The sequence below is a fragment of the Grimontia marina genome (assembly GCF_900060185.1).
Lineage (GTDB): Bacteria > Pseudomonadota > Gammaproteobacteria > Enterobacterales > Vibrionaceae > Enterovibrio > Enterovibrio marinus.
Window position 1 is genome coordinate 1 of sequence record NZ_FIZY01000049.1, and the last position, 15516, is coordinate 15516.

General features: G+C 47.7%; 11 protein-coding genes and 5 pseudogenes. 3 read left to right on the top strand and 13 right to left on the bottom strand.

What is annotated here, in order from left to right:
* The first annotated feature begins 292 nt into the window (after window positions 1-292).
* Window positions 293-1114 (top strand): c-type cytochrome, encoded by an 822-nt coding sequence (locus tag GMA8713_RS19790; protein WP_062713554.1) that lies wholly within the window; start codon window positions 293-295, stop codon window positions 1112-1114.
* Window positions 1115-1173: 59 nt separating this feature from the next.
* Here GMA8713_RS19790 and GMA8713_RS19795 read toward each other — a convergent pair whose 3' ends face one another.
* The gene (locus tag GMA8713_RS19795; RefSeq protein ID WP_062713507.1) at window positions 1174-1749 is read right to left on the bottom strand and encodes a peroxiredoxin family protein; all 576 of its coding nucleotides are present in this window, start codon (window positions 1747-1749) and stop codon (window positions 1174-1176) included.
* A gap of 132 nt (window positions 1750-1881) precedes the next feature.
* On the opposite strand from GMA8713_RS19795, the pseudogene GMA8713_RS26945 reads away from it, so the two are divergent.
* Window positions 1882-1998, top strand: a pseudogene (locus GMA8713_RS26945) (type B chloramphenicol O-acetyltransferase); the annotation flags it as partial.
* Between the two features lie 38 nt (window positions 1999-2036).
* Here GMA8713_RS26945 and GMA8713_RS19800 read toward each other — a convergent pair.
* The 11 genes and pseudogenes from GMA8713_RS19800 to GMA8713_RS19850 all read right to left on the bottom strand — a co-directional run.
* A pseudogene (locus GMA8713_RS19800) lies at window positions 2037-2711 on the bottom strand (MBL fold metallo-hydrolase); the annotation flags it as partial.
* A gap of 166 nt (window positions 2712-2877) precedes the next feature.
* Window positions 2878-3539: pseudogene (locus GMA8713_RS19805) on the bottom strand (DapH/DapD/GlmU-related protein).
* Complete coding sequence (phnN, locus tag GMA8713_RS19810; protein WP_062713511.1) at window positions 3532-4107, bottom strand: ribose 1,5-bisphosphokinase; 576 nt, start codon at window positions 4105-4107, stop codon at window positions 3532-3534. Before phnN ends, GMA8713_RS19805 begins: the two are co-directional and overlap by 8 nt.
* Before the next feature lie 14 nt (window positions 4108-4121).
* Window positions 4122-5257 (bottom strand): annotated as a pseudogene (gene phnM / locus GMA8713_RS19815) (alpha-D-ribose 1-methylphosphonate 5-triphosphate diphosphatase).
* A gap of 15 nt (window positions 5258-5272) precedes the next feature.
* Window positions 5273-5995 (bottom strand): phosphonate C-P lyase system protein PhnL, encoded by a 723-nt coding sequence (phnL, locus tag GMA8713_RS19820; RefSeq protein WP_198159550.1) that lies wholly within the window; start codon window positions 5993-5995, stop codon window positions 5273-5275.
* 8 nt (window positions 5996-6003) lie between these two features.
* Window positions 6004-6789, bottom strand: a complete 786-nt coding sequence (gene phnK / locus GMA8713_RS19825; protein ID WP_198159551.1) for a phosphonate C-P lyase system protein PhnK — start codon at window positions 6787-6789, stop codon at window positions 6004-6006.
* 26 nt (window positions 6790-6815) lie between these two features.
* On the bottom strand, window positions 6816-7703 hold the full coding sequence (locus tag GMA8713_RS19830; protein WP_062713516.1) for an alpha-D-ribose 1-methylphosphonate 5-phosphate C-P-lyase PhnJ: 888 nt from the start codon (window positions 7701-7703) through the stop codon (window positions 6816-6818).
* Window positions 7700-8173 (bottom strand): annotated as a pseudogene (locus GMA8713_RS19835) (carbon-phosphorus lyase complex subunit PhnI); the annotation flags it as partial. The gene GMA8713_RS19830 and the pseudogene GMA8713_RS19835, both read right to left, overlap by 4 nt.
* A gap of 205 nt (window positions 8174-8378) precedes the next feature.
* Entirely contained in the window at window positions 8379-8648 is a 270-nt protein-coding gene (locus tag GMA8713_RS19840) for a hypothetical protein (RefSeq protein WP_062713518.1), read from the bottom strand.
* A 58-nt stretch (window positions 8649-8706) separates the two neighbouring features.
* The gene (locus GMA8713_RS19845) at window positions 8707-9309 is read right to left on the bottom strand and encodes a hypothetical protein (protein ID WP_062713521.1); all 603 of its coding nucleotides are present in this window, start codon (window positions 9307-9309) and stop codon (window positions 8707-8709) included.
* Between the two features lie 122 nt (window positions 9310-9431).
* Entirely contained in the window at window positions 9432-11975 is a 2544-nt protein-coding gene (locus tag GMA8713_RS19850) for an Ig-like domain-containing protein (RefSeq protein ID WP_062713523.1), read from the bottom strand.
* Between the two features lie 343 nt (window positions 11976-12318).
* Between GMA8713_RS19850 and dctP the strand changes: the two genes are divergently transcribed.
* Window positions 12319-13236, top strand: a complete 918-nt coding sequence (gene dctP / locus GMA8713_RS19855) for a TRAP transporter substrate-binding protein DctP (protein WP_157515696.1) — start codon at window positions 12319-12321, stop codon at window positions 13234-13236.
* A 50-nt stretch (window positions 13237-13286) separates the two neighbouring features.
* On the opposite strand, the gene GMA8713_RS19860 is transcribed toward dctP, so the two are convergent.
* Window positions 13287-15404: a PTS sugar transporter subunit IIC/EAL domain-containing protein gene (locus GMA8713_RS19860; RefSeq protein WP_062713526.1), complete on the bottom strand. Its 2118-nt coding sequence runs from the start codon at window positions 15402-15404 to the stop codon at window positions 13287-13289.
* Window positions 15405-15516 lie beyond the last annotated feature (112 nt).

Below are 15516 nucleotides of genomic sequence, written 5' to 3' on the forward strand. Positions count from 1 at the left end.
ACAATGAACAAGGATGCTATTGCGACTAAGCAGGCGCAGTTGTCTAAAAAATAGGGAAGCTGGTATTTCAGCTTCCCTATTTTTTGCTTGATTTCTTAATGGCAAAAACGGCTTTTTCAGGGCCGACTAAATAACCATCAAATAACACCTTCAATATTCGCCTTAACTCATAACACTTCAGTGAATTAACTTGATCCGTTTCAAAGTAGGCAAATAAACATCAATACAATCAATCCTTAAGACTACTATAACAATGAAACAAAACAGGATGTTCAAAAATAAAGGTGACAATATGTTCAGGTTCATTTTTGCTATTATGCTAGGCTTTATCTCGTTCCAAGGTTTTGCCGACGATCGAAAGATTGAGTTTATTCTCAAAAATGGGGATCAGGTAATCTTTGAGAAGTCACTTGGTATCGATCGGATGAAAACCTCTGCAGCACCGCGTTCACTGTCGTTTCAATCTCCGGTTTATAAAAAGCCAATGACGTATAACGGGCTTGATTTCAAAGACGTTGCGGCCTCTGCTGGTGTTGACTTCAGCAAAGTGGAAGAGATTAAGTTCGTCGCTCTGGATGGCTTCGTTGCTTCATGGTCTAAAGGAACCACGAAAAGCCCCTTGGTTGTCGTTACTGATGAGAAAGGAAACCCGAACGGCTTTACTGACATTGGTGAGGGTAAAGAAACACTCAATCCGGGGCCGTTTTATGTCATGACCACTGACCCAAATGAGTATAATAATTGGATATGGCCTTTTCAGGTTTATAAGATAGAGTTTAATTATCAAGCACCCAAGCCAGATTATTATCCTACCGGGGCAGAAGATAAACCTATTATTATGGCTGGATATGTTGCATTCAAATCAACATGTATTTCATGTCACTCAATTAATTTGGAAGGGGGTGACATAGGCCCAGAGCTAAATATCCCAAAAAACATTACCGAATATAGGGACAAGGAATATTTAAAGGCATTTATTAAGAACCCGAACTCATATCGCGCCAAATCTCGAATGCTGAAGTTTGAGCACCTATCTGACCAGCAGCTGAACGAGATTATCGAATATATGGCTTATATGGGCTCACTGAAAATGCTTGATAAGATTAACGAGTAAAATCAAAGAGCCGACCGCGTGTCGGCTCTTAACTACAGCAAGATTGAAAGAGCAAACATTTATACCTTGCAACCATACTCATCACACCCATTATTTTCTTCTAAAGCCTTACCATCCGGGCTTTGGGTATCTAAAGTTTGACTTTCTGCTTCAGCATTTGCTCCCTCTTCCAGCAACGAACCAATAAGCGCTCCCACCTGCATATCACTCAGCAATCCGAAATGGTTAAGCCTGAGTTTGCCATGCTGATCCAGAATAAGGAGCGTCGGCGTTCCACCAAACTGATAGCGATCCATGGTCTTCGGAATCGTGTTGTGTTCACTGGGTTGATCAATCGCTACAGGAAACTGAATGCGATATTCATGAATAAACGCCCTCAATGCATCCGGAGTCATCACATCGTGATGCTCAAACACAGAATGCAAACCAATAACCTGTACGCCTGAGTCCGCGAATGTACTCTGAATATTTTTAGCCAGCGGTAAGCCGTGAGAAACACAACCAGGGCATAGCATTTGAAACACATAGATTACGACAATCTTACCCCGGTATTCATCAAGTTCTATGGCTAGCTCTGTGTTCAGCCATTCACTGGCAGCCAGTTTAAAAGTCTGACCCGATAATGCTCTTGACATATCTTTCTCCTATAAACATGGTTTCGCATCGAAACAAATATATCTAGCTATAGTTACTCACGTCAAGTTTCCTTTGGTTGTCCTAGATATCAGGAGTATCATTCTCGTGCAGCAACTCCAGTAAACAAGACAATGAACTATTTTGAGTCCCCTTTTGTCGGCAAGCCCATCGCCGAGCAGATTACCAATCCAAATATCATCGTTGGGAAACACAGCTATTACTCGGGTTATTACCATGGACATAATTTCCGAGTAGAATGTGAATACGTAAGGGCAACAATTTGCCCTTATACTTCCATCCCTTCCCTACCAATTTCCATCCAATCAGGAATATCGTTCTCCATAAGCCAGCAGTCCAACTCATGACCGATATGGGTAATGATGAGCTCTTTCGGCTGGAGCTTTTCATAAACTTTGAGAGCAGCTTCAATATCCCCATGGTTTGAACCCACATGACCGGGTGGAAAAGAACAATCCAGAATCAAGGCGTCAAGTTGATTTACCGAATTGAGGAAATCGAGCGTTTGAGCGGGCAGCCCGTCTGTATCAGTGAGATACGCTATACCTTTTGGCCCATATTCCAGCAAGTACCCAACCGTTGGTCGCGAATGATTAAGTTGAAGTGGCGTCACTCGGAGCCCATTAATATTGACCACATCGCCATGATTCATTTCGGGCAAAAATCTCAGGCAGCCAGGGTGCTTAAGAAGATCAGCACACCCTTGCTCGTCATCCGGACACCAAACTGGAATGGGTGAAGGATTGCCCCACCTCAAATGAAAAAGCCCTTGAACATGGTCAACATGGTCAACATGGTCAACATGGAAATGTGTCAGTAGAAAACCATGATAGGTACCCGCAGGAAAGCGGTCATGTAAATCCATCAAGCCAGCATCAATCAACAACCTTTGACGTGCACTGCCTTTACCCCACTCCACCATAGCAGAGCAGGGCTTTCGCTCAAATGCAGTGTGTTCCCTAGCTCTTTGACATGCGGCACATTCACATCCGTATAGGGGTACTCACCCTGCCGCCCCTGTTCCTAACAAGGTCACTCTTAGCATTGGTTCTTCCATGCGCAAAATAATTGGGTGTATACCCAACCTTATACCCTTCAATTGATGACAGTCAGTAGTGTTGCTCTACTGCCTCGATAAAGGCTTCTGCACTTTTCTGAAAGTAAGGAAAATACTGTCTGATTTTTTCTTCTGGCCAGTCCCACCAGCAAAGGTAAGCGAGCATTTCCGCTGTGTCCGGGTGGCAAACCTGGGTCTCAATATGTTCGCCGGATTACCCACAACGATTATATAGCTTTTTACATCTTTGGTGACCACACTGGCTGCGCCGATGATCGCACCGTCTCCGACGGTCACGCCAGGCAGAATTATTACGCCATGTCCAATCCAGACGTCGTGACCAATCGTCACCTTGTTATCTTTTCTCCAGTCGAATACTTCCGAATCTTTCTCTGATCCATTCTGCTGAAGTTGTTCCATCCCGTACTTTCCGGGACGATAGGTAAAGTGATGTAACGTAGGACGCCACCAAGGGTGGTTGCCGGGATTAATCCGAACCTTTGACGCAATCGAGGTGAACTTACCAATTTCAGTGTTCGCCACCTCACTGTCGGGACCAATATAGCTGAAGTCTTGCAGTGCAAAATGTTCCAATAGTGTTCGTTCGCCGACTTCAGTCCATCGCCCGAGCACCGAGTCAGTTACCACAGCATCGCGACAAATTGTTGCCTCTTCATGCAAAGTGCGATTTGTGTCAATGTGATACTCATCCATGGTGATTGCCTCCGTTTTCCTTGCAGAGTGCGATATCTAATTCACAAGCAAACTGAGCGACGGTGTCTTCAAGTTTTCCGCTGTTGTTGAGATGAATCGCATCGGCCGGGCGCATCGCGTCATAGTGAATGGCGCGTTCCAATCGCTGGGCAATTTCTTCTACGCTTTCTCTGCCCCGGGCTTCGAGACGTTCTCCAAGTGCATCAGGGTTGACTGAGATCCATACGACTTCCAGCTGTTCTCCAAATACCCCTCTGGCGTAGGGTAGATACGCTCGAGAACCATTCACCATCACATCCATGCCCGACGCCAACCAAGTTTCCACTTCACGCCCCACCCCATAGCGCAGTCCGTTCGCTCGCCAGTGCATGGAAAACAGTTCTTGCTTAATACGAAGATCAAATTCGTTGTCTGACAAGGCAACGTGATTTTCACTCCCAGCAGAAGCAGGCCGTGTAATGTAACGATGTGCCACCATTAACTTTTGGCAGAAGCGCTCTCTGGCGGCATTGATCAGCGAATCTTTCCCTGCCCCGGAAGCACCAAGCACATAAAACAGCTTTGCCATTTTCTTTTCCTGTTTTAGAACACGCGACGTCCCTGACGCCACACTTGCTGCACATAAGGCTGCTCGTAATGACGCTCCACCAGCAACAAATCTGCCCGCATGCCCTCTTTAATGATGCCGCGATCTGAAAGACTAAGCGCGGACGCTGGGTTACGTGTCGCCAGGCAAGTCGCCGAGGCCAGATCCAGCGCATTGCGCTCATCATCTGCAAGACGGAAAACCGCATCCAACAAACTGCTAGGGAAATAATCAGACGACAGTGCATCTAACACGCCCAACGATGCCAACTCATGAGCCGCCACATTGCCTGAATGCGATCCACCACGAACCACGTTGGGTGCCCCCATCATGACTTTCAGACCAAGTTCGTGGGAGCGTTGCGCCGCTTCAACTGTGTTAGGGAATTCCGCCAACACCAGCCCCAAAGCACGGGATTCTTCAACATGGGCACGGGTCGCATCGTCATGGCTTGCAAGAGGGATATTTCTCTCATGGCAAAGGCTCGCAATCGTTCGTCGGTTTAGGTCTGACCATATCGCGGACTTTTCACGCTGGTCCTGTTCGAACGCGGCCATCTCCTCGTCATTGAGGTTGTATTTACCCTGATAGTATTCGTAATACTTGGTGAGATTCACGAACTGGCGCTGACCCGGAGAGTGGTCCATTAGGGACACCATATGAGTCTGATTCAAGTCGAGATAAAGCTTCGCCAATCAACCGTCGTCTCGTGAGGCAGCTCACAACGGATATGGACGAAATGCTCAGCGCGGTTCAGACCTCTTTCGCCACTTTGGACAATAGTATTGATCATCTTGTCGAGGTTATCCTGACGATGACCACCATCGCGTACATCACCGACTGCAATCGCATCCAGAACCGTTGTGATACCGGCTCCTATAAGTTGCGCATCATGCGCTGCCATAGCCGAAAATGGCGGCCAGCTAACCTTTGATCGCGGCGTGAAGTACTTTTCCAGATTGTCTGTATGCAGCTCAATCAGCCCCGGCATCAACCATCCCTGATTGCCATCCACTGCTCCTGGCTGATAGCTGAGCGAATCGGACATGGCGCGAATAATGCCGTTCTCAACTTCTAACGAACCATTAACGACTTCGTCTTCCAACACCAGTTGAACATTGGTAATAATCATTGTCGATTCCTTCCCTTAAGCCGGTTTCAATGTCGCGGTTGAAATGTCGTAGAACTTATCTGCCACTTGCTGGCGAACATATTCGTCGTGAAATATGCCAACAATCGCAGCACCCCGTTGCTTGGCTTCCAGAATGAGTTCAATCACTACATCACGGTTCTTCTCATCCAGTGATGCCGTCGGTTCATCCAGCAACAAAATGGGTGATTCAACGATAAATCCACGTGCAATATTCACTCGTTGCTGTTCACCACCAGAAAATGTCGCGGGTGCCAAATGCCATAAGTGTTCCGGCACGTTGAGTCGTTTCAACAAAGCCCCAGCCTTTTGCTGTGATGTTACTTTGCATTCCCCTTTTTCCACCAAAGGTTGCGCGACTACATCCAGTGCACTGATGCGGGGAATAACACGCAGAAACTGGCTCACCCAACCCAAGGTGTTTTTGCGAACATCCAGAATGTCGCGGGACAGCGCACTGGCAATATCCACCCAATGTTCGCCTTGCGTTGTATTTTGGTGTCGTACCTTAATTTCGCCGTTATCGACGAGGTAGTTCGCATAGAGCGCGCGGAGTAAAGTACTCTTCCCTGCGCCGGAACGACCTAAGAGCACGACGCATTCTCCTTTGTCAACTGAGAAGCTGGAGTCTGCGAGCACGGAAAGCTTCGCACTGCCTTGATTGTGAAGAACGAAAGTCTTACTGACATTCGACACGCGTAACATGGTTGTGTTTGTCATGGTCTTCCCTACCCCTGCAAGACGGATGATACGAGCAACTGTGTGTAAGGATGTTGCGGATCGTCGAGCACCTGATCGGTCAGCCCGGTTTCGACAATTCGACTCTCTTTCATCACCACCAATCGGTGAGCCAGTAATCTCGCGACAGCCAAATCATGGGTCACAATGACCACAGACAGCCCTAAATCCGTAACGAGATTTCGAATCAAATCCAGCAGCCGTGCCTGCACAGACACATCAAGCCCGCCTGTCGGTTCATCCATAAAGATGAGTCTCGGATTCGTCACCAGATTGCGGGCAATTTGCAGTCTCTGCTGCATACCGCCGGAGAAAGTGATTGGCATGTCGTCGATTCGGTCTTTAGGAATCTCCACCTGAGAAAGCCAGTCCAACGCTTGCTCCCGAATATCGCCGTAATGTCGGTTTCCTACTGCCATCAGTCGTTCGCCGATGTTGCCACCAGCAGAAACTCGCGGGCGTAATCCATCCATCGGATGCTGATGAACCACTCCCCAATCGGTGCGCAGTAATCGACGGCGTTCACTTTCAGAAAGCGCATAGAGGCTCGCTTGAGAGCCATCTTCAAACTGGTAATTCACTGCGCCACAATCTGGCGTTTCACGACCTGAAAGCACACGTAACAAGGTGCTTTTTCCAGAGCCTGACTCACCCACAATACCCAGCACTTCGCCTGGCCATATAGCAAAAGAGATGTCCTGACACCCCTTGCCTGGCTGATAAAGCTTGGTGAGGCTTTCTACTTCCAAAAGTGGCTGCAAATTCGTTGCTCGCATCGTCGCGTGCTCGCGACCTAACTCTGTTACTGACACGCGCGCTTCTCCTCTTGCTCCTTTTTCAGAGCATTTTTTGACTGCTGGTCATTGCAATAATCGGTATCAGAACACACGAAAATTCGACTGCCTTTATCATCTGTCACTACCTCATCCAGAAAGCTGGTTGTCGAACCACAGATGCAGCAAGGCTCACCCCATTGTTGGATTTCGAAGGGATGATCGTCGAAATCCAGACTCTTCACATCCGTATAAGGAGGAATGGCGTAAATACGCTTCTCACGTCCAGCGCCAAAGAGTTGCAGCGCGGGCATTTGATCCATCTTTGGGTTATCGAATTTCGGTATGGGCGAAGGGTCCATGATGTAGCGACCATTGACCCGCACTGGGTAGGCGTATGCGGTCGAGATATGGCCATAGCGCGCGATATCCTCGTAGAGCTTCACGTGCATCACGCCATATTCTTCCAGACCATGCATTTTGCGTGTTTCCGTCTCACGCGGTTCAATAAAGCGCAGCGGCTCAGGGATCGGCACCTGGTACACCAGGATCTGACCTTCATTAAGTGGTTTTTCTGGAATGCGGTGGCGGGTTTGAATCAACGTAGCCTGCTCTGTGCGCTCAGTAGTTTCAACGCCGGCAACCTTTTCAAAGAAGTGGCGGATGGAAACCGCGTTTGTGGTGTCATCAGCCCCCTGATCAATCACTTTAAGCACATCAGGCTCGCCGATAATCGCAGCGGTGATTTGAATGCCGCCTGTGCCCCAGCCATAAGGCATGGGCATTTCGCGGCCACCAAACGGCACCTGATAACCGGGAATCGCAATGGCTTTCAGCAGAGCACGTCGAATCATGCGTTTGGTTTGTTCATCGAGATAACCGAAGTTATAACCACTTTGAACGGCTTGCGTAGTCATAGCGCTTCTCCTTCGCCCGAAGCGTCGCGGGCATCAAATTCTTTTTGAAGCTTGCGGATGAGTTCGAGCTCAGCCTGAAAGTCCACGTAATGCGGCAACTTCAGGTGGCTGACAAAACCCGCAGCTTCAACGTTGTCGCCATGCGCTAACACAAACTCTTCATCCTGAGCAGGGCCTTGTGGCACTTCGTCATATTCGCCACATTGCAATGCTCTATCTACCAACGCCATCGACATCGCCTTGCGCTCAGAAAACCCAAACGTGACACCGTAACCTCTAGTAGACTTCGCTTTGTGCTTTTTACTGCCAGTGAAACCATTGATCATCTGGCATTCGGTCATTTCGATATCGCCAATTTCAATGGCAAAACCTAACTCTTCAGGAACGACTTCAAGCGTGACGTTGCCAGAACGAATTTCACTGGCAAACGGGTGATTACGCCCGTAACCACGTTGGGTGGAATAACCCATAGTGTCAAAGAGATTGACGTTAAATTGGACGGGAAAGAGGTATAAAACGTTCGAGGGCGCGGAATGACGGGGGCTAGAGAGGTTATCTAGATAGGTCAATCAAGTTGTCTAGATAACCTCGTCACTAAATATTCATATTTGTCCTTTCACCCTACGAACGAGACTAGTGAGTGACTTGTATTTCGACCTTGTAGGGGGTTTCCAGCTACATGGTATCGCCAAATTTAACAATGGTTTCCAGCGCTAGAACCTCTCCTGAGAACTTGGTTTTCTTGTTCTCAATCAAGTCACGCCAAATATCGTCTAACGACAATATACGAGTATTATTGAACCCCTCAAATGACAGTCTCATGCACTGCTGCCAGTCTTTACCGCTGCCTGTTCTTTCATACTCAGCGCCGACCGCTCCAACCGTTCTCTTGGACGACACTTCAACACAAAACTCGGCAACTTCTTGTTCTTTCCATGTATTCATCTTGGATGCCTCATCATTTAACCTTTCAAAATTATAGATAGAGGTTAACTCATTGGTCTCATTTATAAGACAAATGTGACCTAGCGCGTTTTCCGCGACGCCACCACAAGATGAGATGGAAAAGAGCAAATAAGCCATGCCCCCAAACATAGGCTTCTATCGCAGTGACTGACATTTTATGGATTGCTAAAAAGTCTGGGCTCAATGGGTTTTCATTTAACATGGCAATCGCCCATATTGCGCCAGTCACTGCTGCCAAAATCAATGCCAATAAACCCAACCCTTCAACCGCCGCCGCCAACCCACCGGGCTTTGGAGAAGGTAGACGGCCCGACTTCATAATCCGTATGTCAGCCTTTATGCGTTTAATGTTCCCAAATAGCCAAGGATACAAATCACTGATTGGTCTGCGGTTAATTACAGTGACAAAGAAAACCATCGAAAAGAGAAGTAGCCCCACACCACCGTACATATGAACATGGTCAATGAGGGTGAGGTGGTAAACAGTAGATTCATTGATGACGTGCATACCAGCAGATGTTAACAGCTGAAAGAGTACCCAGCTTAACGTCGTAAAGTGCAACCATTTCTCAGCTGAAGGCAGCCGCGCAAAAAGGAAGGAAAGTCCGCGAATCGCTTTATTTGAAATTTGAACGTGCATAACACCGTTACTGCTTGTGATCGTTAAGCAAGTCTATGAAGGTGTTTTATGATACCGCTGTCTCATAAGTAATATTTTAATCAAAAAAGCGGGAAAATCTCTTCCCGCTTCTCAGTTTGATGCTATTCCCCTGCATTCATGGTGTTTAACTTTTCGCCTACAGGGCCAGAGAAGTTAAAACCATCATGCTTGTCCCAGTTGATCGACCACGTCATTACACCGCCAAAATTCGGGTAGTTGAACGCTGGTTTTACTGTTCCACAACCCATTCCTTTAGTCACACAGTCCAGCGCATCGAGAATGTTCTGGGTAGGAGCCTGACCTGAGTTCGCCGAGCTTGGGCCTGATGGTAGACCAATCGCAACCTGATCATCACGAAGTGGCGCAAACACAGTACCGTTTGCCAATTCAAAACCTTCAATCAACATTTTGGACTGAGTAACCATCATGTCTACTGAACCTTCCGGTGCAGCGCCTGAAAGATACGGATTAGGCAGACCGCCATTGTTGTAGAGTTGAACATGCAGCAGGTCCAAGGTATCGCGCAGTTCATCAATCAATGGAATGTAAGCGCCCCAAATACCGCTGTATGCCACCATACCACCATGCACATAAGGATGCTCAGGTGCCATCGTTAGGTACATGTCACCACCCATGTTGGCTTCAATTTGTTTCAAAGCACGAGGTAAACGCGCCTGGATTTGAGAGCCATGAACAAGGTTAGAGCCACTTTCCAGATCGATATCCAGACCATCAAAGCCCCACTCTTTCACAATCGCTGTCAGGCTAGAAACGAAGTTAGCTTCATCCGTATCGGTGTTCAGTGTGATCGTCCCTTCCGCACCACCGAGTGACAGAACGAAAATTTTTCCTTTCGCCTGCAACGCAGCCATGTCTTGCTTGAACTTCATCGGATCAAGCGGAGGACAAGTGCTGCGAATGTCACCGTTATATAGATTGAAGTGGACAGTCCCGTCACTGTTGCGATCGTTCTCTGCGAAGGCGATATCAATAATATCCCACGCATCTGACATTTCACTGAGGTTGAGCGGACAGCCAGCACCGTTCTCGAAGTTGTGCCAGTAACCAATCAGCTGATGTTTTTTCGCCGATTGCTCGAACACTTTCAGCGTAACAGCTGCGGTTGATGCAGTCAGGCCATTGCTATCAGTCGCCAGAGCAGAAACGGCGTAACTGCCTACAGCCCCTGGTGTCCAGCTTGCGCTGTATGGCGCCGTTGAATCAGTGGCTACAATCGCCCCATCCACAACGAAATCAACCTTAGTCACGGTGCCATTAAGCGCGCTTGCCTCTGCTTCCAACAAGACAGCTTTGCCCAGACCGACAGAGATGCCCGCGGCTGGGGAAGTCAAACTTGCCACCAACGGCTGGTCACTAACGTTCACAAGAATACCGGCATTACCTGTGTTACCTTCGTTGTCAGTGGCAACTGCGCTGATGCTCACTTCGCCTAAGCCCGTAACCGCCCAATCAACGGCATAAGGCGCGGCATTATCAACGGCAATGCTTTGACCTGCCACGAAGAACTCCACGCCAGTTACGCTGCCATCAGAATCAACGGCATCAACAGCAAGGGAAACCGTCTCACCTGCAAGCAGAGTTGCATTATCCGACGGAGAAGTGAAAGTCACGGTAGGAACGATGGCGCAGATACCCAGCTCAGTCCAAGCGTCTTGCCAGTGAGCGCCGGTATTTGGCTCATATGCCCAAGCCGCATCTGATGAACACCATCCCGCCACGTCACATTGGTATTTGTAGTTCGCATTTTGAACAATATCGCCAACTGCATAGCTGGTGCCAGCGCTGTAAGTTGGTACGCCAGCACAACCACCACCAACACTATTGCCAGCGACATTGACTGAGACATCACCTGCCCAAGCCTGCAAGCCATCATTGTCAGTCGCTTTAGCATTGAAACTGTGGTTGCCTTCCGTAGCAAGCCAAGGGGTTTCAAACGGTGCAACATCATCTGAACCGACAAGTTTGTTGTCGACATAGAATTCTACGTGCGTAACTGCGCCATCGGAATCTTCTGCAGTTGCTGTCAGAGCAACGGTTTCACCAGCTTTCAGTTGCGAACTCGCAGTCGGGTTAGTCAGCTGCGCGGTAGGTGGAATACCAAAGACAGGATCCTCAACCGTAATACTCGCGCTTTGCTCAGACTTCGCGCCCTCATTGTCCGTGACAACAGCACGGACAGTCGCCTGTCCCTGTTTTGCAACCCACTCTAAAGAGAAAGGAGGCGCTGTAACAACACCAACACTGTTTGCGCCGACGAAGAATTCAACATCCGACACCGAGCCATCACTGTCGGAGGCAGTCGCTGAAAGATTGATCACATCGCCGGTAACAAAGTTGGAGTTATTCAAAGGAGAATTCAGCTCGATGACAGGTGGTTGATTGCCGCCAGTAGAACATTGACCAAGTGCTTCCCACTCTTGCCATGGGCCTGAGTTTTCAGCAGGGTTCTTGCCTGTCGTCCACCATTTGGCTTTGTAAGCTTCGCCGGTATGTGCCACCTGATCACCGCCATTATATACAGCAGTATTTTCCCAGGTTGGCAAGGAGGTACAGTCAACTGCCCAAGCTGGCAGTGCTGTTGCTACGCTCAGCGCAATGGCCGTGAGCATCATTGGTTTGTGCATGATGAATTTCCTTATTCGATAATAAGTCACCACCATTTTCTGTCCCGCTCACGGGACTACCGCAAAAAGACTTCGTGGCGTGGTTTGGGATCTGTCGACTTTATTCTTATCGAGAATTATCCCATTCCCATCATGGGTGAATCAGCCAGCTAACTCCATGACAATACGGCTTTTTACGCTCACATTGGTGCCCATTGCACAAACACAGTCCGCAACTTTTTTATTTCATAAAGGAAGTTCCCAAGGCATCACTTTTTCTCCCTGAATCTCAAGGACTAAACTGATGAAACATATCTATTTGCATTAACAATTAACTAGGTCCACATACCGAAACGAGGTGAAAATGCGCTATCTGCTGAGACTGTTTATGGTGACACTCACCTTTTTACTGTCATTACCCGTTTTAGCAACAAGTGAAGAAGAACGGTTGGTGTGGCGATTTGGCCTAGAAGAAATTGATGGTTCAGTGCAGGACATCTACGCGAAAGAGTTCAAACGGCGCATAGAAGAAAAGTCAGCGGGACAAGGCAGCCTAGTGCCGGAAATGCAGGTTTTCAACATCCCTTATATCTTCTCCCAAGACGACAAACTCAACCAATCGGTTCTGACCAATAACTCCACACTGTATGAAGTTGTCGGCAATGCACTCATTGATCAGGATTTACGCCTGATGACTTTCTATCTTGAAGGTGACATGGTGTGGTCAACCGATACAGAAATCGTCAAACCTGACGATTTTAAAGATTTTCGAATGCGAGTGATGAACTCGCCTCTGGTGATTGAATCATTTCGTGTCTATGGCGCGGATACCATCCCTCTGCCCTACTCTCAGGTTTACGGTGCACTGCAAGCCAATATTGTTAATGGACAGAGTAATCCGGTTTTCTCCATTGAAGAGATGAAGTTTTACGAAGTGACTGAATACATGATTTGGCCCGGGAAACAGAAGTTCACCACATCAGTAATTGCCAATCAGGCCTGGTATTTGTCTCTATCTGCAGAACACAAAATGCTGCTTCGAGATACCTTTGAGGAAATGAGCGACTTCATCTTTGAAAAGCAGCAAGCGTTGAATAAAGCTCAACTCGCCAAGATCAAGGAGTTTAAGCCCAGTATGACCTTCATCATCCTAACCCGAGCCCAACAAAACGCGTTTAAAAAGTATGCTGCACCAATAAGGGCGAGGTATGTCGAGTTGGCAGGTCAACCGGGTGAACGGCTATTGAAAGCGCTGGATGAAGCATTAGGCAACAAAAATTAAGAGAGCGACTGACGCTCTCTTAATTTGTATTGGTAACACTGGATTCAGTATTAAGCCATTTCACAACTGGTTCGTGGTTGAGGAACATTGCTCATCGCCTGCCGCTTCAATGCATAATTATGCACTTCAGACGCTGAAATCGCTTTGCTGTAATACCAGCCTTGGATCACTACATCTGTTTCCCGGGAAACAATATCAAGCTGCTCTTTGGTCTCAACGCCTTCTACGATGATATTCATACCAAGTTGCTTGGCGATACCCGCCAGGCTGTGGAAAACCTGCTTGCCACGTTCGCTGTTGAGCGCAAGCACAAAGCTTCGGTCGATTTTCATCGCATCAATATCAAAGCGGTTTAGGTAACTCAGTGAACTGTATCCTGTACCAAAGTCATCGATATGAACCGTTGATCCTGCCATATGCAGACGAGAAATAGCGTCCTCCACCAGGGCGGGATTATCAATCAAGGACTCTTCCGTGATTTCGAAATGAATTAAACCTGGCACCTGAGCAATCAAAGACAATATATCCTCCATCGCACCTTGGTTGGTCAGGGTATGGCTGGTGATGTTCACACTGATTGGCATATAGAACTTCTGTTCCATCCAGATCTTACTCTGAGCCACCGACTGTCGAACCACCCACAAATCGATATCCGTCATCAGATTTGCCTTCTCAAACACTGAAAGGAATTTACCCGGGGCTTCTACATTACCCATACTGTCACATAGTCGAATGAGCGCTTCAACCGCAGTTACCTGTCCAGTGTGGCTGGAAATCTGCGGCTGGTATTCTAAGTAAAACTCACGGGTAGCAAATGCTTCCAACTGCATTTGCACGCCTTGAATTTCTCGCACTTTTTGTAGCGATTCCGTCACAGGGTCGACAGCCAACACGTAGGCTTCTTCTTCCCGGCGGGTAAAGGTGGTGTCCAGTGAAGGAATATACAAATCTCGCGTCTTTGCGTGTGCATCCAATAAGCGAACAAACGGGATGTAAATCAAGGTACTCAAGATCACCAAGGCGACCTGTAAGATCACAGCGTTGTAATCCCCGCCCGTCGAAATAAACGCATTCAGGATAAGTGGGCTGGTAATGGGCGCCATTACAACTGGAATGGCAACGAGTCCTGCTGAAAGCACGGTCAGAGCAATACCCATATTTACCAGTGGTGCAAGAACAAATGGAATGAAAAGGCGCAGATTAAAGATAATAGGCAGACCAAACATCAAAATTTCGTTGATGTTGAAAAAGCTGAGCGGAATGCTGGAAAGCGCAATGACACGCATCACTTTGTCTTTTGAAAACGCCAGAATAGCCAGTGCCAAACCAAAAGTGGCGCCTGAACCGCCAATGAAAACAAACGACGAAAGCGTCGAAATGTTCATTGCATTCGAAGACATGTCTCCTGCGTTGAAAAGCACTCGATTAATGTCTAGTACATCGATCAAAGGCTGAACCAAAGGTGTCAGCGCATAGTAGCCATGGATGCCAAAAAACCACAGCAATGAGTTTAGCGACGAGAACAAAGCACCGACGGTATACGGTTCATTGACCGGGTCAAACGCCTGTAGGAAAGCAGCAGAATCAAAATAAAGGCTTGTCAGGGTCAACAGCTTAGTCATGATCACTACGACGCCTGTCGTGATTACGCCAGGTATGATGAGGTTCATCGAGTCTTTCACGAGCTTGCCCGCTACTTCGTTCTCGACAATACGTGCCCATCTTTGCTTTTTCATTTTAGAGAGCAAAGGTACGGCGTAGATTGGCAGTGTCAGACCCACAAAGGTCAAAAGGATTGAGCTTGCCTGATATTCATAAGCCAATACCTTCTCGGCAACAGCTACGTAAGAAATACAGAGCACGGCAATAGGAGGCCGAGGTAATCGCCACTGAATCGCGAGCATCATACTGATTGATGCTGCAAAAAGGTAAGGATAAAGAGAGGTCAGTGACAACCTTAGAAGATTGAGTTCATGTATAAAAATAGGTGCATCCACATTAAGGAATTCGAGCATACTCGCCACAAACCCCAGGATGCTTGACACTATTAGACATGGAACCAACCACAACATCCCATCGCGCATCGCACGGAGCGATCGCGTCACCGCCTCAAACCGATACGGATTGAGCCAGTGTAAGAAAGACTTGTTCTTTGATAATTGCTTCATTTAGTTCACTGAATGAGGGTCAATAAAATACCATTGCCCTTTGTCGCGACGAAACTATCGAGAGTGCGATTTAAAAAAGAGCGAGTAAATATGCTATTTCTGCGAAAATTTT

Bases quoted from the DNA above. Each gene is read 5' to 3' on its own strand.
- GMA8713_RS19850 (WP_062713523.1), bottom strand. From the start codon at position 11,975: ATGCACAAACCAATGATGCTCACGGCCATTGCGCTGAGCGTAGCAACA.
- phnN (WP_062713511.1), bottom strand. From the start codon at position 4,107: ATGGCAAAGCTGTTTTATGTGCTTGGTGCTTCCGGGGCAGGGAAAGAT.
- GMA8713_RS19845 (WP_062713521.1), bottom strand. From the start codon at position 9,309: ATGCACGTTCAAATTTCAAATAAAGCGATTCGCGGACTTTCCTTCCTT.
- phnL (WP_198159550.1), bottom strand. From the start codon at position 5,995: ATGACAAACACAACCATGTTACGCGTGTCGAATGTCAGTAAGACTTTC.
- GMA8713_RS19790 (WP_062713554.1), top strand. From the start codon at position 293: ATGTTCAGGTTCATTTTTGCTATTATGCTAGGCTTTATCTCGTTCCAA.
- dctP (WP_157515696.1), top strand. From the start codon at position 12,319: ATGCGCTATCTGCTGAGACTGTTTATGGTGACACTCACCTTTTTACTG.
- GMA8713_RS19840 (WP_062713518.1), bottom strand. From the start codon at position 8,648: ATGAATACATGGAAAGAACAAGAAGTTGCCGAGTTTTGTGTTGAAGTG.
- GMA8713_RS19830 (WP_062713516.1), bottom strand. From the start codon at position 7,703: ATGACTACGCAAGCCGTTCAAAGTGGTTATAACTTCGGTTATCTCGAT.
- GMA8713_RS19860 (WP_062713526.1), bottom strand. From the start codon at position 15,404: ATGAAGCAATTATCAAAGAACAAGTCTTTCTTACACTGGCTCAATCCG.
- GMA8713_RS19795 (WP_062713507.1), bottom strand. From the start codon at position 1,749: ATGTCAAGAGCATTATCGGGTCAGACTTTTAAACTGGCTGCCAGTGAA.
- phnK (WP_198159551.1), bottom strand. From the start codon at position 6,789: ATGCGAGCAACGAATTTGCAGCCACTTTTGGAAGTAGAAAGCCTCACC.